The following is a 20,981-nucleotide window of genomic DNA, read 5'->3' as shown; positions in this document are numbered from 1 at the left end:
CCATGATCGCAGCAGCCGTCACGGTCGGTCTGGCGCTCCTGGGCTACGTCGCCGCCTATCTCAACAGCCTTCGACTATCCCAACGCCAAGAACGTCTCTCCCGCCTGAACCGCCAGCTCAGCGACTTGTACGGGCCTCTCTTCGCCCTCACAGAATCCAATAGCCGCACCTACAGCACCTTCATGGAGCGACATGCTCGCCCCGACGGCATATCGCCGTTCGCGCACGAGACTCCGCCCACCGAGGAGGAAGTCGCCGAGTGGCGCCTGTGGGCCACCACCGTTTTCATCCCGAACATCCGAGCCATGCGCGACCTCGTCCTCAAGCACACAGACCTCCTGCGAGAGTCAGAAATGCCGCCGCTCTTGCTCCAACTGTGCGCACATGTATCGGGCTACGAGATCACGGCAGCTCGCTGGGCGCAGGGCAACTACGACAAGCACTTCTCAGTGGTGGCGTTCCCGGGCGAGGAACTCGGAGCGTATGCCCGAGAGGGATTCACTCACCTGAAGGCAGAGCAGGCTCGCCTGCTGAGGCGCCGATAGGACTGGCCAAAGGAAACGACGTCTAAGGCGTCGCGCGAGCGAGGCGTCGGTAAACCGTCGTGTACGACCTGTCGAGGTATCTGCCAATAGCGATCAGGGAGCGGTTCGATGTTCCGGGTGGTCCGCCACTCCGTGTCACTGTCACGTCGTCGTCGGACCATCCGTCCGGTACTCCGCATCGCAGCAACTGCCTGCGCAGGGGCGCTTGTTCTCTTCACAACTGCGGCGGACACACCTCGGTCTGCTGTAGCGATTCTGAGTGCACAGAATGCAGGTGGTTTCGCGGTCATGAGCGAACCGAGCAGCCACCCATGGGTAGGAACGTTTGGTTCCTACCTGCTGTGCGTGAAGGGCGACAGTGCAGTCACCATCAAGCGAGTACGCTACGAAATGCCCGTCCGGCCAGTCGACGTGGATCTAATGGTGCGTGAAGTCTATGAAGATTCGAGCGTGCTCGTGTCAGCAGTGGGTGAGCCCCCTGACTTCGTAGATGGCGATCCGGCCCTGGAATTGGACGGGGTATTTGCGCCGATGCGTGCACCTGTACGTATCGATCGGCCTTGCGGAAGTCCGAGGTACGAACACGGATTCACCGAGCTTCTCTTCGTCGTCAAGGTTGATCAGCGCGGTGGGTTGCTCGATGAGGTGCGACTCGACTACGTAGTTGACGGGTACCCGGGCCAGTACACGCTTGAGTTGGACTGGCGGATCGTGCTCTGCGGGGACGCCATCGGAGTCGATGCCGGAAAGGCGTACTGCGCCGACACCTGAAAACCACGTCGACGAAGTCGGCACAAGTGCCTAGGGCGGTGTCTTACGTGGCGATCTCGCCCGTCGCGGGGCCGTAGGTGCTGAGGGCGGGCGGGCACAGCCATCAGGGCGGCCAGCTCAGTTGGCTGTCCACGACGGCCGGGAGAGACGTGGGCATCTCTTCGGTGACCCAGGCGAACTCCAGGTTCGCAAAGTTCCCGGACCCGCAAGTCGACGCTCACGGAATTGGGCCCCCAGGCGGCGGTCACCTCGGTGCGGTCCAGTTGACTCCGCAGTTGCGAGGCGCCGAGACTCCGCCGACAGGATGTGTTCGAGTACTGCACGCTCGTCGTTGTTCAGGGATGCGAGTCGATGGGAAGAGCGGCCGTGCGCCCATTCTGAGGTGGCGGAGCGATCAGCCCAACGCCTCCACCGGCGTCGCCGGCAGCGGCATCATCACCGCCTACGTGGCCGCCTACGGCAAGCCAGGGCCTGGCGCGCGACGCCATCCCGGAGGACCCGCCGCTGTTCTCCTCCCAGGCCGCCACGCCTTCCGGACCCGGCATGATGCAGACCCTCGTCCCGATCCCCGTCAGTCGGTTACCGCGCAACCAGACGCGGCTCGGCGGGCTAACGGCCGCCGTCGTCCACGCGCCCGTCCTCGGTGGTACGTCGGATACGCCGTACGGCGAATGCCCCTCCCAGAACCCCACCCATGAGAGCCGCCGCACCTGCCCCCACCTCGCTGCGCCAGACACCCGCACCGACCAAGGCAGCCAACGTGCCTCCGATCAGCAAGTACATGACGACGATGAAACCCATGGCGAGGTTCCGGTCCCGCAGTGGTGGTATGCCCCCGTTCACTGGCTTCCTCCTCCCCGCAGCAACGGCGCCCACTACGTCCTCAGCCGGCCAGAATCTACCCAACTCCCCTGCGAGCGACACGGGGTTGGCCGGTCAGGCAGCGAGCACGAAGTCTCCGGCTTTGCCTCCGGCGAGTGCCAAACGTATCGTTATTCGATAACATCGTTTTTCGATAACAAGCTCAACGGGATGGTAGTCATGGTCGATGACCGCAAGTTGCTCGAGCCCCTCTTCAGTGCCGTGTCCCTGGTCCTTCGCGTGGTGCTCGGCCTGGTCGTGGCGGGCTTCATCATGAGCCTGTTCGTCGGCGGCGTCCATGTCGCCTCCATCGGAGGCGACGTATGCCTCACTGCGGACGGGATCTCAGGCAGCTCATCCGACACCGACGCGATGTTCCGTGCACGAGAGGGGGTCACCGTCAACACATCCCCTGAGTACTGCACATCGGATCCCTCTCGCGGCCAGCAGGCTCTTGAGGTCCTTCATGACCTGCCGTCGTTCATCTTGATGTTCGGCGGGCTGCTGCTGCTCAACAGGCTGCTCAGGGGAGCGGCCCGCGACGGGGTCTACACCGCGCAAACCGCTTCCCGGCTGCGGGTGCTGGGTTGGTGGTTGCTGGCCGGCAGCCTGATCACCGCGGTCGCCCAGGCCATCGCCAAGGTGGAACTGTTGGCGACATTCGTAGAGGAGGACATGGCCGATGCCCTCGGCAACGTGTGGGACGTCCCTTTCCTCTCCATCTTCACGGCCCTGGGACTGTTCACCTTCGCCCGGATCGTGCGCGCGGGCGTCGTGATGCGCGAAGACGTCGAGGCCACCATTTGATGACTGACGAACAGTCACCGGACGGCCACGCGATCGAAGTGCACCTCGACCGCCTCCTCGCAGAGCGAGGGCTGACCCTGACGGAACTGGCGGACCGCGTCGGCGTGGCCATCGCCAATCTCTCCATCCTCAAAAACGGCCGGGCCAAAGCCATCCGCTTCACCACCCTCACCCGTATCTGCCAGGTACTGGACTGCCAGCCGGGGGACCTGCTCAGCCATCATCCGGACCATGCCCAACGGCCCGGATGAGGGCTGCACAACACGCTGATCATCGTGCTCAGCTTGGCCCCCGGACCTCGTTCGTGTCATTCGGTGATGGCCGACGGGGCACCTGCTGCTTACTGCATCGGCCATCGTCAGATGATGCTGCTACGTTCCGCGCGTGCTCAAGCATGTGCCGTCCACCGGCGATGAGAAGCAGAGCCTGCAGGTCAGCCTCGACCGGCACCGCGATGCGGTTCTCAGAGCCCGCCTTTGAACCATGCCGATCACCTACCCGGGCCGGTGGAGGCCGGGTTCCGGCCAGTGGGGCCCGGCCGCCGTGGCGCTGCCAGGTCAGTGGATGCCGCTGCCCCATCCGGAGAGCTTCCGCTCGGCGAACGACTCCTTCCGCCCCCAGCCGCGCATGATGGGCCGGCCGGCCGGGGCGCGGCGACGGGAACGGCCGGCTCGTGACCTGCCTGGGTGGTGCAGCAGGCATCCTGTCCCCGGGGGCCGCTCGGGGGATCCGAATCTGCCGGCAGGGGGAGACACGAACCGAGGGAGGCAGGGAGAACTTCGAGTTCGAGTGCGGCTGGTGCGGCGAGGACAACGTCGTGTACGGCGCGCCCGCCCGGCGGAAGCGACGTGGCCTGACCAGCTCCGATCAGGACACCGGGCCCTCGCCCGGCGGGATGAAGGCGTCGGCGCCATCGGCATCCTCAACATGCCCCCGGGCATCAACCGTGACGGCTGTTGCTCGCCCCTGCGAGGTGATGAGCCAGGCCAGTACCTGTTCCGTCGGCGGTGTTCCCCCTGGCCCCTCATCCTTCCAGTGCACCAGCCACCCTCCACCCGGCACCGCGGCCACGACCGCTCGTGGGCATGGTGGTGGCAGGAAGATCAACCTCCAGCACGACTGCGGTGCCGGCCACGGTGCGGTCCTCATGCATGCTGATCTCTTGGCCGGTTTCGACGTGTTTCCAGTGAGGCGGCGTGAGAGGCACGAGGCGAACGGTGGCCCGGCCGCCGGGCTCCAGAAAGGGCATGTCCTCGACCCAGAGCGCGGCGATGCTCACCGAAGCACCCCCAGCGGGTGAGTGGTTCCCGATGTCCCACATGGGCCGCAAAACCCCGTGGCCAACGATCGGTGTCCTGCGTCGCGCTTCTGCGGCTGTACGAAGTGTCAGATCCGCCCGGACCATCCCGTTTCGAATCTCAGAACACCGCCAGCGGCACCAAGCTGCGCTCCGCTCAAGACGGAGTTGCTCAGCTGCCTCAGCCAGCTGCTTCCAAAACGGCAAGGGCAGTGGATGCCCGTCCCCGAACGCCTCCAGCAGGTTCAGGGCGATCTCCCATTCGTCGTGGGCGAGATAGTCCCGGACGTCTCGCACTGTGACGTCGTTTTCGGTAGCGATCTCTTCCGGGACCACAAGGGAAGCCGATTCGAGCAGCTCGGTGACATCCATGGGGGGATTGTCGACGACGTTGTCAGGCTGCGTCGCCCAGGGCCTCACGAGCCCCGGCGCGCGTTCTCGAGGAGTGCTGTAACGGGGCCTTCAATTCGTATGGGACGCCGCCTGGGATCAGTGGGGCCCCAGAGGGACATCGCGGCTTGGCTATGTACCTTGGTGGCGGTTTCGGCTGAGTCTTGGCTCATGCTGGCGGCGGTGAGGTTGCGGCGTAGCTGGTGGCGGTCCAGGACGGTGTGGTTGAGGAAGGTGCCCGAGGTCAGGCTCTGGTAGCGGGTCAGTCCGGATCCGCCGCGTTCGGCTTCTGGTGCGGCTGTGTTGTTCAGGGCGTCGATTTCGTCGGGGACGTCCAGAGAGGAGACGTTGGGGGTGCAGGTATCACCGGGGTTCGCTGGCGCCGGGGCGGTCTCGCTGGGCTCCTCGGCGTCGGTCTTCTTCTTGTGGTACTTGGAGTGTGCTGGCCGCCGACCTCGCGGCCTCTCCCAGCCCTGGGTCGACGGCGCCGTCGCCGATGCCTGGGACCGCAGACGACCGCTTTGGCCCCGGCGAGAAGCGGAAGGACATCCGCAGCGGACGGCAGCACCAGGACCCGTTGCCTGCCGAGGCCAAAGCCCGGCCTCCTCGGCCGCGCAGGGGAGAGGGGGAAACACAGGAGACCGCAGGCTCGGCGGCGCGTGCTTGGCATACCGAGGAGGTCCCTTGCCCGAAGTGCCAGGCCGGCCCAGACTCCCCATGCTCGCCTCGCGGCCCGCACCATGGGCGGGTGGAGTGGGCGCAGGAGTTCACCGGATCCCGCTCTGGTGAGCCGGCCCGCGCGAACTGGCTGCCCGACACTTTGGAGGAAGCCGCAACAGTCGGGCTGACCGACGTCGACACGACCCAGGCAATCGCCTACTACCGCACCGAGCGGGGCAGGAACGAACACTCGACCAACCGTCGCCTCTCACGCGGCGACTCGCTGCTGCTGGGTTACGACGCGTATCACCTCGTCGATCAGCTCATGACCCAGCCGCTGCAGGTCATCCTCGCCGGACGCATCGGCAATACCGGCTCCTACGAGTTCGGCATGCAGCTCTGGAAGCTGGCGCCCAACCCGGTCGACCTGTTGGTCATCGACGGCGTCGGCCACTACGAGATGTACGACGAGCCCGAGTACGTCGACGCCGCCGTCGAACGGCTCGTCAGCTTCTACTCAGACAACCTGTAAATCGTCCACACCCCGGGCATGGGCCTGCCTCGCCGTTCTGGTCCTCGTGGTGCTGCTCACGGGCCACACCCACAGGGAACGCGTACTGACCTTCTCCACGGTGGATCGCGCCGCCTGACCGGCCGGGACCCGAGGGCCCGGTACGGAGGCCGCGGCAAGGTTGAGGCGGGCGCCCACGTCGAGGTTCACCTCGCCATTAGGGGCAGATGTGGGACCAGACAACGGGGGTCAGACCGGCTGCTCGGTGTCGGGGATCCAGTGGCCGTGGATGCCCGCGGGCACCCGGCGCGGGAGTTCGACGGCGGCCACGGTGCTGAGGTCGCCCGCGTCCAGGACGAGCAGCTCGGAGGTGTCGGCGGTCAGGTCGCTGACGATGGTGAGCAGGTAGCCGTCGTCCTCCGCGGTGCCGCCCGCGGCGGGGGCGAAGACGGCCTCGCCCGGCATCCGGCCCTCGCCGTGCGCCAGCAGCCGCTCCCGGCCGGTTCGGGTGTCGAACTTGACGGTGTGGTAGCCGGAGAGCCCCGCCCCGGGGAAGGCGATCGCGTAGCTGTAGCGGTAGTCGCTGCCGGTACGGGCGTCGTTGATCGACGGGAACTCGGTGACCAGGCCGTTGAGGGGCTCGGAGGTGACCGTGCCGGTGGCCGGGTCGATGACCCACCGCCGGAACGTGGACCCGGTGGCCGGGCTGCTGCCGAACCCGGGGGCACCGACCCACCACTTCCAGGAACTCTCCCAGGCCGACCGGTCGAAGCCGGGCGCTTCGAGGACGATCCGGCCGCATGCGTCGGTGTAGGCGTTGGCCACGTGGAGCAGGGCCGCCTGGTCGGGCACCTCGAACCAGCGGGCCGGCCCCCCGGCGCGCGGCACCACGCCGAGGCGCAGCGGGACGTCGTCGTGCCAGCGGTAGGGGATGCCGGAGTGTTCCGCATGGTCGAAGACGACGGGTGAGTCGATGAAGACGACGTGTTCGCGGGTGAGGGCGAAGTCGTGCATGAGGGAGGGGCCGGCGCCTTCGACGATCTGCGAGCGGATGACGGCGCCGGAGGCGTCGGCCACGTAGTAGGTCAGGTGGGGCGGGAAGGGGCCGTAGCCGAAGAAGTGCAGCTCGCCGGTGACCGGGTCCTCCTTGGGGTGCGCGGTCATCGCGCCGGTGAGCTTCCCTCCGAAGTCGTGGACGCCGATCGTGTCCAGCTCCGCGCTGACCTCGTAGGGCAGGTTGGCCTCCTGGAGGGCCAGGTAGCGGCCGCCGTGGAAGATGATGTTGGTGGCCGCGGCGCTGACGGCGAGTTCGGTTCCGGTGAACGGCACTCCGTCCAGGAAGGGGGTGCGCACCCAGCGGTTGCGGTACCACTCGGCGCGGCCGTCCCTGAGGCGAATGCCGTGGATCATTCCTTCGCCCCTGAACCAGTGGCTGGGGGTGATGCCCGGCTTGGGGTTGTGGCCGTTGCGGAAGTACCGGCCGTTCAGTTCGGGCGGAAGGGTGCCGCGTACCTTCAGGTCGTGTCCGGTGATCTCGTCGGTCACGGGGGTGAAGTGGTCGGTGATGTACGGCTTGTCGAGGTCCGCGGTCGTAGTCGTGGTCGTAGTCGTAGTCGTGGAGAGGGACGTGGTCATGGTCAGGCCTTTCGCGTGGGCTGTGCCGTGAGGGCGGAGAGGAGGGAGATCACGAGGGTCAGGGCGGCGCAGGCGAGGAAGGCCGCGCCGTAGGAGGGGAGCAGGGTCAGGAAGGACAGGCCGACGGCACCGCCGATCTGCCGGGTGGCGTTGACCAGGCCGCCGGCCAGGCCGTTGTCCGAAGCGGCGACGCCCGCCGAGGACAGTGCGGTGAGCCGTACGAAGGCCACTCCGAGCCCGGTGCCGATCAGGAGGGTCGGGCCGAGCAGGTCCGCGGGGAACCCGCCGTCGGCCGGTGTCCGCGACAGCCAGGCCAGTCCGGCCGCGAGGACCAGCAGGCCCAGGGGCAGCACCCGCCGGCCGGAGAGCCTGCCGGTGGCCCACGAGGACAGGCTGGTCATGAAGGCGAGGGGAAGTTGGGTCAGCCCCGCCTCCAGGGGCGAGTACCCGAGGACGCGCTGCTGGTAGAGGGGGAGGAAGTAGAAGAGGCCGAGCCAGACCGCACCGAGCAGGGCCATCAGGACACCGGGCAGCGCCACCGCCTTCATGCGGGCCGGCACCAGGGGTGCGGTAGCCCGGCGCTGAAGGGCAGCGAACACCCCGAGCAGTGCCAGTCCGGCCAGGGCGATCGGCCAGGGGCCCGACAGGCCGTAGGCGAGAGCGACCAGACCCGCCGTCACCGTGACCGCGCCGGGTGCGTCCAGGCTTCCGCCGCGCGGCCGGTCGGCTCGGACGAGCATCCGTGTCGCCACCAGCACGGCCAGGGCGAGTGGCACCATGACCGCGAACACCGCACGCCACCCGTACAGCCCGGTGAGCACTCCGCCGAGCAGGACGCCGGCCGCTCCGCCCGCCCCGGAGACGGCCCCCCACACGCCGAGCGCGGTGCTACGTGCCCTGCCGCCCGGATAGAGGGTCAGGACAAGGGCCAGCGAGGTGGGAGCCAACAGCGCGGCGCCGATCCCCTGCACCGCCCGGGAGGAGATCAGCACAGCCGCCGAGGGCGCCAGGGCGGCCCCGAGAGAGGAGAGGGTGAACAGGGCGGTGCCGGTCAGGAACACCCGGCGGAGCCCGTGGACGTCCCCCGCTCGCCCGCCGGCCAGCAGCAGCGCGCCGAAGGAGAGGACGTAGGCGTTGACCGTCCAGGCCTGACCCGTCTCCGACAGGCCGAGCCCGCTTCGGATGTCCGGGAGGGCGACGTTCACGATCGAGGCGCTGAGGACGACCAGGAACTGGGCGGTGGCCAGGACCGCCAGCGGTTTCCGGGCGGTGGCGGTCCGCGGTGCCGGGCCGGCGCCGGCCGGTAGCGGTGCGGTGCGTTTCATGGCCCCAGGTTCGCGACCGGAGCGGGTCGTTCGCGTCGGTGGTCATCACCTATACGTAGGCCGGACCTCGATCCCGTAGGCAGCCGCCGTGGGCAGGGCGGGGGCCTGGGGCGAGGGCGGGGCGGGGGATGGGGCGAGGGCGTGGGCGGGGCGGGGGATGGGCGGGGGTGCGGACAGGGGCGAGGGCGCGGTGCCTGGGGCGCACTCCTCCGTACCCGGGCTCGGCGGCAGGAGCGGAACGGCTCGTCTCCCGATTCCCCCTCGGCGTACGACCGCATAGGTTGTCGATCATGCCCGCAAGGAACACGGACACCGATGTACCGCTCGGCCGCCAGGACGAGATTCGCCGGCTCGGCGCGCTGCTCGACGAGGCACGCCAGGGGCGGGGAGGCGCCCTGGTCCTGCGTGGTGAGCCGGGCATCGGCAAGAGCGCGCTGCTGGAGCATCTGTGCCGCGGCGCGAGCGGGTTCCGCACGCTGGGGGCGTCCGGCGCGGAGTTCGAGATGGAGCTGCCGTTCGCCGCGCTGCACCAGCTGCTCGCACCGGTCACCGACGGGCTGGCAGCCCTGCCCGGCCCCCACCGCACCGCGCTCCGGGGCGCCTTCGGTCTCGAGTCCGGCGCAGCCGACCCTTTCCTGGTCGGCGTCGGTTCCCTGGGCCTGCTCACGGAAACCGCGGCGGAACGCCCGCTCCTGTGCGTCATCGACGACGCACAGTGGCTGGACCGGGCCTCCGCCAAGGCGCTGGCCTTCCTGGCCCGCCGTGTCGCGGCCGAGCCGGTCGCCCTCGTCTTCGCCGCCCGCGAGACGAGCACCATGCCCGAACTGGCCGGGCTCCCCGCTCACCGCCTCCGCGGCCTCGGCGAGGCGGACGCCCGGGCGCTGCTGGACGCGGCGCTGCGCGCGCCCCTGGACGAGCGGGTGCGCGACCGGATCCTGGCCGAGGCGCGCGGCAACCCCCTCGCCCTGGTGGAGCTGCCCAGGACGGCCGGGCTCGCCGGGATGGCGGGCGGATTCGCGCAGCCCGACTCGGTGCCCGCCGTCATCGAGCAGAGCTTCCGGACCCGGCTGGAGCTCCTCGAACCGTCCGCGCGGTTGCTGGTGACCGTCGCCGCCGCCGACCCGATCGGGGACCCTGGCCTGCTGTGGCGTGCGGCCGAGCTGCTGGGCATCGACGCGTCCGCCGCCGCCGGTTCGGTGCCGCTGGTCGAGTTCGGTACCCGGATCCGCTTCAGCCACCCCCTCGCCCGCTCCGCCGCCTACCGGGCCGCCGCGCCGGAGGACCGGCGCCGGGCGCACGAGGCGCTGGCCGCCGCGACCGATCCGCTCGCCGACCCCGACCGGCGGGCCTGGCACCGCGCCCAGGCCGCCGCCGGACCCGACGAGGAGGCCGCCGCGGCGCTCGAGGCTTCGGCAACCCGCGCCCAGGAACGAGGCGGTGTCGCAGCGGCGGCGGCCTTCCTCGAACGTGCGGCCGCCCTCACGGCCGGTCCGGTCCGGCGGGCCGAACGGGCCCTGGCCGCCGCCCGGGCCAAGTTGGCGGCCGGCGAGTTCGACGCGGCGGCCGACCTGCTGACCACGGTGACCGGCGAGGATCCCGGGACGGCCGCCGAGGCCGACCTGCTGCGCGGGAAGCTGTCGTTCGCCCGCCGCCGCGGCGACGAGGGCCCCACCGCCCACCTCCTGCGTGCCGCCGCGCGGCTGGCGGCCGTCGACCCCGACCGGTCACGGGAGTGCTACCTGGACGCCGTCGAGATGGGCATCCTCCTCGGCGGCCTCGACCAAGTGGCGGAGGCCGCGAGGAACGCCCCGCTGCCGGACGGGCCCTCGACCAGCACGACCGGACTCCTCGCCGGTGTGATCGCCTTGGTGGGCGAGGGGCACCGGGCGGCGGGAGAGATCCTCGGGCCCGTCGTCGGCGACCCCGACGACGAGGTCTGGGCCGCACGACCGTCACTGGGCTACCTGCTGGCCGCCGAGTTCTGGAACTTCGACGCCATGCATGGCATCGCCGCCCGGGCCGCCGCGGCCGGCCGCCGCTCCGGCTCGTTCCATGCGCTTCCCGCCGGACTGGCCATGCAGGCCACCACGACCGCGCACACCGGCGACCTCGGCGCCACGACGGAGCTGATCTCGGAGGAGGAGGCCATCGCCGACGCCACCGGCGCCGCGCCCCTCGTCTACCCGCGCCTCCACCTGGCCGCGCTGCGCGGCCGACGCCCGGAGGCCCTCGACCTGTTCGCGTCCGTGGACGAGCGGATGAGCCTGAGCGTGCAGTGGGCGACGGCCGTGCTCTGCAACGGCCTGGGCGACTACGCCGCCGCGCTGGAGGCGGCCCGGCGGGCGGTCGAGAACGGGGCCGTCGGCACCGCAGGCCTCGCCCTGCCGGAGCTGATCGAGGCGGCGGTGCGCTGCGGCCGGCGCGGGCCCGCGGCGGCAGCGCTGTCGGACCTGCAGGAGCGCACCCGAGCCGGCGGGCACGCCTGGGGGCTGGGCGTGGAGGCTTACGCCCGCGCACTGGTGACCGACGACGAGAACGCCTACCGGGAGGCGATCGACCTCCTGCAGGACAGCACCCTGACCGTCTACCGGGCGAGGGCCCACCTGCTGTACGGGGAATGGCTGCGCCGCCAGGGCCGGCGGCGGGACGCCCGCGCCGCACTGCGCAGCGCGCACGAGCCGCTGACCGACCTCGGCATCGAGTCGTTCGCCGAGCGTGCCGCCGGGGAACTGCGCGCCACCGGCGAGCATGCACGCAGCCGTACCGCACAGGCGTCGGACCAGCTGACGTTGCAGGAGACGCACATCGCACGCCTGGTGGCCGAGGGCGCCACATCCAAGGAGGTCGCCGCCACGCTCTTCCTCAGCCCCCGGACGGTCGACGCGCACCTGCGCAACATCTTCCGCAAGCTCGGGCTCACCTCACGCAGGCAGCTGCGCGGGCTTCCCGGCATCGGTTAGCCACAGGGCGGTGGCCGCGGCCGCGCCCTCGTCGCCGTTCACGGACTCGACCGGACCCGGCCACCGCAGCCCGTACTTGGCCCGGTAGGCCTCGGACACCAGCGGGACGAGCGCGGGATCCGCCACCGGCTTGGGCGCGATCTCGCCCTGCCCCTCACCATGGCGTCTCCAACTTCGGCAGCCGACGCTGACGTTGACGCTGACCTGGTCGCGCTCCCGATGACGCTGAAGCAGGCGGTCGCCGCTCTGCCAGCGGCCGTGACGAAACGAAAGGGGTACCAGCGCTCCCGGTTGTTCCGGCCCTCGACCCGACCGACGAGGACCGCGATGGGTGCAACACCCGCGAGGAGGTCCTGTCACTCGTCGTTCTCCGGCGAGGGGCGGGGTCGCGGGCCTGGCCGGGCCACGCGGAGGATTCCGTCTGCCAGGTGTACCAGGGCGAGCAGGGCAGCGAGTGTCCAGATGACGGCCCCCGGCCAGCCGAAGTCGAAGAGCAGCGGCGCCAGGGCGAGCAGCATGCAGGTGACCAGCAGGGCGGGGCAGAGCATGGCCATCAGGCCGTACGGGATGCTCCATCGGCGGTGGAACTGGCGGGGCTGCGGGCTGCGGCGCCAGATGTGTCGACCCAGCCAGGAGCGTGCGTCGGCCATGGCGCGCGGCCGCACGAAGGGCTCATCGACGACGGCCAGCAGGAGCAGGTAGCCGTCGAGCTTGAGGAACGGCACCAGGTTGAGGGCCAGGGTGATGAGGTTGGCCAGGACCAGCCGCCACCAGAACTCGGACTGCCCCACCAGGTCGACGGCTGCGGCGAGAGCGGCGAGCGAGGCCAGGCCGGCGTTGACCGTGACGCCGGCCAGGGCGACGACGGCGCGGGCACCGCGTGGCAGACGCCAACTGGAGGAGACGTCGCAGAAGAACGCAGGGCAGACGTAGTACAGGAGGGCGATGCCCATGCGGCGTGGGTGGCCACCGAGTGAGGTAACCGCGGCGGCGTGGCCGAATTCGTGGCAGACGTTCACCACGATCATGGCGAGCAGGACGTGCCACCACATGCCCGGTGACGGGTTCAGCAGTGACCGGGCCATGTCCGGGAAATGGGTGGCGGTCAGAAAGACGCCGCAGACTAGGAGCAGCGCGTACAACAGCAGCGTGGGTCGGCGACCGGCGAGAGCGCCGACCGTGGCCAGCGCGCGGATCAGTCTGCGGGGCCGGTGGAGCGTGAGTTGGATGGTCACCGGATTGGGCCGCGTCAGGCGCCTAGCGGATGAAAACGCCTCTCAGGTCGCCTGCTCCCCAGCCCGTGAGCGGTGCGTTGTCTCCGACTTGGCATGTGTTCCTGTCCGGCGCGATCGGGGACAGCGGCCGTCATGAGAGGGCTGCTTCCTCCACCGTTTCCCGGATCTGCAGGATGCTGTCGAGGCCGGTGATCTCGCAGATCCGTTGCAGCGGCGGTGAGGGCGCCACGACACGGAGATCGCCCCTGCGATGGGTGAGGATCAGGAGATTCAGGAGTGTCGAGTCGGCGAAGGTGACGCCCGAGGCGTCCAGGATCACCTTCGGGTACTGCCTCGCCGCGGCTTCCAGCGCCTGCGCCAGAGGCGTGATCGAGCTCAGGTCGTACTCGCCGTGGGCGGCGATGACCCGGGCCCCACGGCATTCGTACTCCCGCACCATCGGTCCGTGCACGGCACACGCGGCGGGCTGTTGCACCACCGATGCCCCGCCGGTGCTGCGCGTCGACCTCGGCATGGCGACCTCGTCCCAAGGCACCTTCGGACTCCTTCTGCGGTTCTCCCTCAACGGGAACACGTCGGCAATTACCTGAAAACTATGTCATGTATCGAGCTTCCGGCAAGTTCCTTCGTCTAAAATGCCGGCATGGCCGCAGTACCTGAGTCCCACACCGGATGGACGTTCATCACCAGCCACGCGCGCGTGCTGGCAGCCATCGCCGACAACCCGAACATCCGCATCCGCGAGATAGCCGCCCACTGCCGGCTCACCGAGCGGGCAGTGGCGCGGATCATCTCCGACTTGAAGCAGGACGGGTACCTGTCCCACACCCGCGAAGGGCGGACGAACACCTACCGCATCGATCCGGACAAGGTGCTGCGCCACCCCGCCGAAGCCGGACTCCCCGTCGCCGCGCTGCTCTCCCTGCTCGTGCAGGACGAAAGCGAACGCACCGGAAAGCCCGCCAACCCCGACCGGCACCTGGTGCACACCGACGTCATCTGCTAACGGAGCACCGAAGCCGAAAGCGCGCCCGCAACGCCTGACCCCGCCGGACGCGGAGGACGCCGCGGCGGCGCGTATGGCTTCCGCGGGCCCTGGCCGCACTGGGCCAGGGGCACCGGCTGAACGGCAGTGACTTCCTGGACGTTGCGCTGAGCGCGGTGCGTGCCCGAGGAGCGCGGAAGTCGAGGTGGGCGAGAACCCTGCTGCCGACGTGGCTTACGCTGTGGGTGCTCCGGGCCAATTCGGCAGTCATCTGGACGACGCCGCGGGAGAGAGCCTGCGCGTCGGCGGCATGCTGGAGCAGTTCGATGTAGGGCGGCGCGGCCGGTACACGGCCGGTGTCGTCCAGCAGTTGGTACTTCTCGGCGGCGACAAGTTTGGCCTGGAGGCTGTTGAGCGCGCCGATCATCTGGAGGGTGTCGTCCCGAGGTAGCGGTTCGCGCTGCATCAGTTCGCGTGGGGCACCGGAATCCATGAGTCTCCATAGCGTCTGTAGGGTCGTTGTTGGCACTCCCTGAAAATCCCCACCTCTCGCTCAAGAGGCCCCCGAACCTCCCCTCTCAGTTCCTCACACCCCTCCTTGATGAGTGGATCAACAGGCGCGAAGATGCGTGAGTTGTCGACTAGGGGAGGCGCAGTGAGTCTGGGAACGGTGGCGGTAACGGGGGCGGCGGGCACCATCGGTTCCGTGGCGCGGGAGGCTCTGCGAAGCGAGGCGGAGCGGTTGATCCTGCTCGACCGGGTGCCGCTGCGCCAGGAGGGCGAGAACGAGGACGTACGCACTGTGGATCTGCGGGACGCCGCTGCTGTGGAACATGCCCTCACGGGAGCCGACCGTGTGCTCCACCTGGGAGGCATACCCGACGAGGCGCCCCTACCCGATCTGCTCGAAGCCAACGTGCTCGGCACCCACCACGTCTTGGAGGCCGCGCGGCGCACAGGAATCGAGCGGGTAGTGCTGGCCAGCAGCAACCGTGTGACCGGCTTCTACCCGGCCACGCACCTCACCAGCCCCCAGGAGTCGGTACGCCCTGACGGGCTCTACGGGGTGAGCAAAGCCGCCGTCGAGGCGCTCGGGCGGCTGTATGCCGACAAGTTCGGTCTCTCCGTCGTCTGCCTGCGCATCGGCAGCTTCGAGCATCTGCCCACTGAATCCCGGCACTTGGCGACCTGGCTGAGTCCGCGCGACGCCGTCGGCTTCATCCGGGCCGCTCTGACCGCACCACTCTCCACCCCCTTCGCCACCGTGTACGCCGTCTCCGCCAACACCCGTCGTTTCTGGGAACTCCCCGACCCGGCGGAACTGGCCTACACCCCCGTCGACAACGCCGAACTCCATGCCGCGGGCATTGCCCCGACGGGCTTCCCGGCCGACCCGGCCTCCCCCCAGGCCGGCCCCTACGCCCTGCCTGAATTCACCCTCAAGCACCTCCGGCCCTAACGCTCACATCCATCGCCGAGACTCGTGCTCGCAGCACGTTCGACCGAGGAACGACAAGCAGGGGCCGGGATTTTCAGAGATCGCGCGACGCGGACCACGGGGAACTGAGCAGTGAGCCAGGTGCCTTTGGCGGAACATGCTGGCGCTGAGGCTGAGGCCAAGATCAGCACGCCTCCCGGGGCGGCCGGAAGTGGCGACGAGGACCCTCTACCGAGGGTGTGCTCACCTGCTCACCAACCCAGCTGGGAGTAGGTGCGGCCTTCGGCGATGCTGGTGATGGCCGTCCGGGTATAGGGCACGAGCTGGTCGGGAAGCTCATGCGGCAGCCACCATCGCCACGCCAGGCACTTGCCGGGCTCGCGGACCTCAGGGCTGCCCTTTCAACGGCGAGCCCGGAACACCAGCTGCAGCAACGGCAGACCGCCCAGGCTGTCCACGACGTGTACGGCATGCGCCAGCTCCACATCCGCAGGGTCGATGACCAGACCCGCTTCCTCCCACGCCTCGCGGATCAGGCACGCGGTGGCGGACTCCTGCTCACACTTCCCGGCCAGGTAGTGCCACGAGCCGCCCGCGTAACGGACGTCGGGGTGACGCAGACCCAGCAGGATGCGCCCTTGACCGTCCTGGAGGTGGAGGTGGACGCCGATCCCGTTCAGCACGGTCCGACTGCCTCCGTCCCACACCTGCGGTGCCGCGTCCGGGCACACCCGCGGCGGGTGTTCGGCGGCGTGGCGGCGAATCAGGTCCGCGAGTCCGGGGCTCAGGCGCAGCCGCTCCAACTGGTCGGGAGTGAACCAGTGCAGCAAGACCCCTTCCCGCAGATCGAGAAGGTCGGGATTGCCCTTCCACCAGCCGGTGAAAACCTGGATGGGTACGTGGAGCCCGTCGACACTGGTGTCCTCCTCCACGGCGTATGCCTCCAGGTCTTCCAGGCGCAGCCCCGGGACCTCCTCCGACAGTTCACGCCGCAGCGTGTCCTCGAGACTGGTGTCGCCGCGCTCGCGGCCGCCGCCGAGGAGGGCCAATGTCCAGGGCTGCCAGATGCCGGGCCGGTCATCGCGCAGATGCAGCAGATAGGAACCGGCGCCATTGTGGATCAATACGGAGGCGTTCACCGGCTCCGGCTGCCCGTCCAGCTGCGCCCCGAGGAGCTTCGCGCGCAGAGACGGTGAGGTGACCTCGGCGAACCCAAGCCACTGAGCACCAGACACCTCTTCGTCCTGCACAGTGACCGGCGGGTGCTGCTCGTCGACGAGGTAGAACGCGTAGCGGAAGTCGTAGTGCTGGTGGGCCGGTTCGCCTTGGGACGAGCGGGCGGCGATGTCGTGGACGTCGATGTCAAGCGGTGCGCCCAGGACTTGAGGTGTCAGACACAAGGCGCCCGGCGCGATTCCGGTCTCCTCCGAGACTTCCCGCAGCGCCGCAGCCAGCAGCGTGCGGTCCCCGGAGTCGACGTGGCCGCCCGGCACGCGCATGAGTCCACCGGTGGCCCGGTGCCGGATGTGCAGGACGCGGCGCTGGCGGTCGATGATGAGGGCGCTGCACGTGATGTGCCCGGACAGTGTCGTCGGGTCGAGGGGCCGGTTGAGTGTGGCAAGGAGCCCGGTCAGGGCGTCCCGCTCGTTGGGGTGCCGGGTGAGGTACGCCTCGATGGTCCTGCGGATCGCGGTGGAACTGGGTGACATGGACGGTCTCGCCTTCGATGTCGGGGGGGAGGGCGGCGGACAGGCTGCGGGGGGGGGAGAGAGAGAGATTGCGCAGCTGGATCAGCTCGCGGTCTCGTGGCCGGATGGCTGGGCGCCGCCCCGGGGGCCGGGGACACCGTCGGGTGTCGGCGCGATCCCGTATTGCGCGGCCTGGGCGGTGAACATCCCTTGATACAGGCCGCCCTTGATGGCCATCAGCTCCTCGTGGGTGCCGTCCTCGACGACACATCCCTGCTCGAGGACATAGATGTGGTCGGCGTGCATGGTCGCGGCGAGCCGGTGGGTGACGAGCACGACCGCGTGCCCCTCCTCGGCCAGGGACCACAGCCCCTCAAACGCGGCGATCTCCGCATGCGGATCGAGGGCACTGGTCGGCTCGTCGACCAGCAGGAACGGCGCCTGTCGGTACCTAGTTCGGGCTGTCCCCAGCTTCTGCCACTGGCCTCCCGAAAGCTGGACACCGCGTTCGTAGCCCTTGAAAACGATCGAGTCCCAGCCGTGCGGCAGTCCCTCGACCAGCTCGAGCACGTCCGCCTCACCGGCCGCCTCGCGGACACGGCCCATGTCCCGGGGACGGTCACCGGCACCGATGGCCACATTCGCGGCCGCCGTCATCTCCCAGCGCGGGAAGTCCTGCGCCAACAGACCGACTTCGGCGAAGATCCCGGCGCGGGCCGCCTCACGCAGCTCGACCTGCTCGCCCGACTCGCCCACCCACCACACGTCTCCCTGGGCAGGGAGCAGCAGTCCGGCCAGCACCTTCGTCAGAGTGGTCTTCCCCGACCCGTTCGCCCCCACCAAGGCCGTCACCTTCCCCCGCGGCACCCGCACGCTCACCCCCTTCAGCGAGGGCCCATCGGCACCCGGGTAGGTGAACGAAACCGCCTCCGTCCTCACCTCCCGTACCGGCGCGGGCAGCGGGGCACCGGTGAGCGGGATCGCATTCTCGCCCGCCACCTTGATGGCGTCCTCGGTGTCCGTGAGGAACAGCAGCTCCTCGTAGAGCCGGTTGACCTGCTGCACCAAAGACGTGAGCCGCGCCGTCGACGTGCGGATGGCGATCACCGCGGTCCCACCGACGGCGAGCGGCAGACCGCCGGTCGACAGCAGCCACCACAGCACCCCGTAGCAGGCCAGCGACGCCATACCGGCGAACGCGCCCGCGACCAGGTCCGTGGACGCCTGGGCCCGGGCCAGGCGCCGCTGCTCGGCCTCCGTCTGCCTCGACATCTCCTCGTAGCTGGACAGCAGCTTCGTGCCGGCGGCGTGCACGCGAAGCTCACCGGCGGCATGCGGACGGGTGAGGTAGGCCAGCAAGGAGGCGATCGCCCTGCGGTGGTCGACCCAGTTCATCCGGGAGAGGTAGTCACGGCGAGCGGAGCGCACCGCGCCCCACCCCTTGGGCAGGGCGATCGCCAGCAGCATGGGAAGCAGCGCCCAGTGCAGGGCGGCGAGCACGACCGCGGCCGCGGCCATGCCGATCACCACATTGCCGACGCCGACCGACAACCGCAGCATGCTGCGGGCCGACTCCGTGCCGAACTTTCCCGCCTCCAGGATCCGCTGGACCTCCGGCCGTTCGGTCGCCTCGACCTCCACACCGGTGACGGCCGTGTAGTACCGCGCGGAGACGGCCCGCTCCACCTGGGGCTCCAGCCGGCCGGACATGGCCGTCGACCAGGCCGACAGAACGGCGCCGGCCACCGCCGCGACGGCGAGCGCCACCAGGGACGGCAGGGCCTCGCGGAGCTTGTCGACAGTCGGGCCCTCGGCGAACAACTGCGCGAGGACGCCGTTGACCGCCACCAGCCCCCACCCAGCCGTCACACCCTGCCCGAGCTCGGCCGCAACGACCCCCATCAGGGCGCGCCGGTCCGCCCTCCAGCCGGTGCGCAGCACCATGCCCACCATGTGCGGCAGCGCGGCTGCCATGTGCCCGAACTTCAGCCGGGTCAGAGGCCCTTCGTGCCTGACGAAGGACCGGTCGTAACGAAGACGGCCTCCGTACAGCTCCCGCTCGGCGTCGGAGATGTTGTCCGCGGCTCCGGCCTGCGGGCCGCTCGCCATCTTCTCGCTGCCTGGTTCGACTGGCGTCAATGTGTTCCCCTTCGTGGGCGTGGTGATGGCGTCGCCGTGCTCAACGACGCCGCACGATTTCGAGCACCTGTTCCTTTCGGACGGATCGTGCGCCCCGGGATTCAGCGATTTCCGAAGGTGTGCGGTGCACCCACCCTTGCCGCGCAAGGTGCCTCGGCTCGGGGGTGGTTGGCCGAAACGCCGACGGTCGGGCGCAGTGACGATCGGCTGTCAGCCACAGCTCGGGGCTGGAGTGTCCTCTTGTTTGCCCGGGGATATCTGCAGTCCCAGGCGCGGCGTCATAACCCGTGCGGTCGGTTAGTCGCGGACGAAGTCGGGTTCGTCGCCGCGACGCAGCAGCACCACGACGGTGGCGTCGTCGCGGTAGCCCTTCTCATCCGCAGTGGCGGCTGCGACCAGCGCGTCGGCCAGGGCCTGCGGGTCCTGGGCGTGCGTCGCGCACGGCTCGCGCCAGGTCTCCGGATCTACCTGGTCGGAGACGCCGTCCGAGCACAGCAGTACGAGGCGGACATCCTCGGGGAGTTCAGCTTCGCGGCACGTCGCTGCGGACGCCTGGGCGAGTCCGAGTCTCGCCCAGGCGTCGTGGTGCTCGACGATGGGCGCCGGCACATCCCCGTGCACGCGGAGGAACTCACCCATGGTCTGGTCCGTGCTGAAGCAGGTGAGCTCGCTGCCGTTCCAGCCGTATGCCCGGCAATCGCCGATCCACAGGATGCCGGCGCGCCCGGGTTCGATGCGGGCGTAGACGGCGGAGACGTGCGGTGGACGGTCATAGGCGTGAGCCATCTGTCCGGCGGTGATGAGTCCGGCCAGGCCGCCGAGCTTCGCACCGATGTGGGTGACGACGGCGGGTGCGATCCCGGCGTACCGGACGGTGTCGGGGTGGTGTCCGGCACCGTCGACGACGGCGGCGGTGACGCGATCGCCGGTGCGCTGGACATCATGTCCGTCCGCGCACGGTGCTTCCGTCCCCGGTCGCTGGGCTGTGCCGATGATCACGGACTGGTTCATTCGTCTCCTCGTAGGCGGCCACGGCCTCGTTCGCCCTCGGGCTGCTCAACTCTCGACTGAGTCTCCTGGCCGTGGGGGAGAGACAGCGGCGCGGGCCCGTGCCGTTAGCTCACCGGCCCGGCCGGAGGTGAGGCGTTCTTGTCGGGCGGACAGGTAGAGAAGGTTTGTTCAGGATCGTTTCAGGAGGGCGAGGGCTTGGTCGGCGACCTGCAGAGGGGTGAGCGTGGTGGTGTCGATGACCTCCGCCTGGTTCTGCAGCCAGGTTGCGTAGGCCCGCTCGTAGTCGGCCAGGCGGCGTCGACGAAAGACGCGGACCTGCTCGCTGCGCTCCTCGTCGCCGGGGAACTCCTGGCTCTCTTCAATCCGCCCCCGGATGGTGAGGGTGTCGGCGTGGAGGACGAGGTGATGCAGATCCACGCCATCGCCGTGCAGGCTTGTGAAGATTTCTCGGGCGTACTGCTCGTTGACCAGGGTCATCGGGGCGATGACGGAGCCGCCGTGGGTGTGGTGGTCGAGCTCGGTGGCGTACGCGGCGGTGAGTGTGCGCCAGGCCGGGTAGTCCTGGAAGTCGGTGGTGCGCGTGGGGTGGTCGCCCAGGGCTTTGCGCCACACGAAGCCGATCTCCTCGGGGTCGAAGATGATGCTCTCGGGGAGATTTTCATGGAGGAGGCTGGCGAGGGTCGTCTTGCCGCCGCCGAAGGGGCCGTTAATCCAGATGATCAT

At 69.5% G+C, this 20,981-nt stretch carries 18 protein-coding genes; 9 read left to right on the top strand and 9 right to left on the bottom strand.

All coding sequences use genetic code 11. The features are described 5' to 3' along the window. Positions 1-2 precede the first annotated feature (2 nt). From ACH4D5_RS26370 to ACH4D5_RS26355, 4 genes are all read left to right on the top strand, one after another. Positions 3-545 carry a hypothetical protein gene (locus ACH4D5_RS26370; RefSeq protein ID WP_398307037.1) on the top strand — a complete coding sequence of 181 codons (543 nt, stop codon included), beginning with the start codon at positions 3-5 and terminating at the stop codon, positions 543-545. Between the two features lie 288 nt (positions 546-833). Further along, positions 834-1,316, top strand: coding sequence for a hypothetical protein (locus ACH4D5_RS26365; RefSeq protein WP_398307035.1), 483 nt, complete (start codon positions 834-836; stop codon positions 1,314-1,316). 543 nt (positions 1,317-1,859) lie between these two features. Then, complete coding sequence (locus tag ACH4D5_RS26360) at positions 1,860-2,984, top strand: DUF2975 domain-containing protein (RefSeq protein WP_398307033.1); 1,125 nt, start codon at positions 1,860-1,862, stop codon at positions 2,982-2,984. After that, positions 2,984-3,235 carry a helix-turn-helix domain-containing protein gene (locus tag ACH4D5_RS26355; RefSeq protein WP_398307031.1) on the top strand — a complete coding sequence of 84 codons (252 nt, stop codon included), beginning with the start codon at positions 2,984-2,986 and terminating at the stop codon, positions 3,233-3,235. Before ACH4D5_RS26360 ends, ACH4D5_RS26355 begins: the two co-directional genes overlap by 1 nt. 773 nt (positions 3,236-4,008) lie before the next feature. On the opposite strand, the gene ACH4D5_RS26350 is transcribed toward ACH4D5_RS26355, so the two are convergent. Then, the gene (locus tag ACH4D5_RS26350) at positions 4,009-4,653 is read right to left on the bottom strand and encodes a hypothetical protein (RefSeq protein ID WP_398307029.1); all 645 of its coding nucleotides are present in this window, start codon (positions 4,651-4,653) and stop codon (positions 4,009-4,011) included. A 766-nt stretch (positions 4,654-5,419) separates the two neighbouring features. On the opposite strand from ACH4D5_RS26350, the gene ACH4D5_RS26345 reads away from it, so the two are divergent. Next, entirely contained in the window at positions 5,420-5,863 is a 444-nt protein-coding gene (locus ACH4D5_RS26345; protein WP_398307027.1) for a hypothetical protein, read from the top strand. 228 nt (positions 5,864-6,091) lie between these two features. Here the strand turns inward: ACH4D5_RS26345 and ACH4D5_RS26340 are convergent, their stop codons facing one another. Together ACH4D5_RS26340 and ACH4D5_RS26335 are read right to left on the bottom strand one after the other, a co-directional pair. Then, positions 6,092-7,477: a carotenoid oxygenase family protein gene (locus ACH4D5_RS26340; RefSeq protein WP_398307025.1), complete on the bottom strand. Its 1,386-nt coding sequence runs from the start codon at positions 7,475-7,477 to the stop codon at positions 6,092-6,094. A gap of 2 nt (positions 7,478-7,479) precedes the next feature. Then, positions 7,480-8,802 (bottom strand): MFS transporter, encoded by a 1,323-nt coding sequence (locus ACH4D5_RS26335; protein ID WP_398307023.1) that lies wholly within the window; start codon positions 8,800-8,802, stop codon positions 7,480-7,482. A 290-nt stretch (positions 8,803-9,092) separates the two neighbouring features. Here ACH4D5_RS26335 and ACH4D5_RS26330 point away from each other — a divergent pair, with 290 nt between their 5' ends. Continuing rightward, positions 9,093-11,762 carry an AAA family ATPase gene (locus ACH4D5_RS26330; protein ID WP_398307021.1) on the top strand — a complete coding sequence of 890 codons (2,670 nt, stop codon included), beginning with the start codon at positions 9,093-9,095 and terminating at the stop codon, positions 11,760-11,762. Between the two features lie 356 nt (positions 11,763-12,118). Here the strand turns inward: ACH4D5_RS26330 and ACH4D5_RS26325 are convergent, their stop codons facing one another. After that, positions 12,119-12,997, bottom strand: coding sequence for a hypothetical protein (locus ACH4D5_RS26325; RefSeq protein WP_398307019.1), 879 nt, complete (start codon positions 12,995-12,997; stop codon positions 12,119-12,121). Positions 12,998-13,127: 130 nt separating this feature from the next. Continuing rightward, a complete protein-coding gene (locus ACH4D5_RS26320; protein WP_398307017.1) occupies positions 13,128-13,532 on the bottom strand; it encodes an STAS domain-containing protein in 405 nt (134 codons plus the stop codon). A 108-nt stretch (positions 13,533-13,640) separates the two neighbouring features. On the opposite strand from ACH4D5_RS26320, the gene ACH4D5_RS26315 reads away from it, so the two are divergent. The 3 genes from ACH4D5_RS26315 (at position 13,641) to ACH4D5_RS26305 (ending at position 15,441) form a co-directional block, all read left to right on the top strand. After that, positions 13,641-14,003 carry a helix-turn-helix transcriptional regulator gene (locus ACH4D5_RS26315; protein WP_398307015.1) on the top strand — a complete coding sequence of 121 codons (363 nt, stop codon included), beginning with the start codon at positions 13,641-13,643 and terminating at the stop codon, positions 14,001-14,003. Between the two features lie 184 nt (positions 14,004-14,187). Then, a complete protein-coding gene (locus ACH4D5_RS26310) occupies positions 14,188-14,433 on the top strand; it encodes a hypothetical protein (protein WP_398307013.1) in 246 nt (81 codons plus the stop codon). Positions 14,434-14,637: 204 nt separating this feature from the next. Continuing rightward, the gene (locus ACH4D5_RS26305) at positions 14,638-15,441 is read left to right on the top strand and encodes an NAD-dependent epimerase/dehydratase family protein (protein WP_398307011.1); all 804 of its coding nucleotides are present in this window, start codon (positions 14,638-14,640) and stop codon (positions 15,439-15,441) included. A gap of 380 nt (positions 15,442-15,821) precedes the next feature. Here ACH4D5_RS26305 and ACH4D5_RS26300 read toward each other — a convergent pair whose 3' ends face one another. The 4 genes from ACH4D5_RS26300 to ACH4D5_RS26285 form a co-directional block, all read right to left on the bottom strand. Beyond that, positions 15,822-17,129 (bottom strand): NUDIX hydrolase, encoded by a 1,308-nt coding sequence (locus ACH4D5_RS26300; RefSeq protein WP_398307009.1) that lies wholly within the window; start codon positions 17,127-17,129, stop codon positions 15,822-15,824. 81 nt (positions 17,130-17,210) lie between these two features. Further along, on the bottom strand, positions 17,211-19,217 hold the full coding sequence (locus ACH4D5_RS26295; protein ID WP_398307108.1) for an ATP-binding cassette domain-containing protein: 2,007 nt from the start codon (positions 19,215-19,217) through the stop codon (positions 17,211-17,213). Between the two features lie 327 nt (positions 19,218-19,544). Next, on the bottom strand, positions 19,545-20,258 hold the full coding sequence (locus ACH4D5_RS26290; RefSeq protein WP_398307007.1) for a SpoIIE family protein phosphatase: 714 nt from the start codon (positions 20,256-20,258) through the stop codon (positions 19,545-19,547). 168 nt (positions 20,259-20,426) lie between these two features. Continuing rightward, complete coding sequence (locus tag ACH4D5_RS26285; RefSeq protein ID WP_398307005.1) at positions 20,427-20,981, bottom strand: AAA family ATPase; 555 nt, start codon at positions 20,979-20,981, stop codon at positions 20,427-20,429.

Source organism: Streptomyces sp. NPDC018029 (assembly GCF_044327655.1).
Classification (GTDB): domain Bacteria; phylum Actinomycetota; class Actinomycetes; order Streptomycetales; family Streptomycetaceae; genus Streptomyces.
Note: the sequence above shows the minus strand (reverse complement) of the source record. Positions and strands in the feature narration are given on the sequence as shown.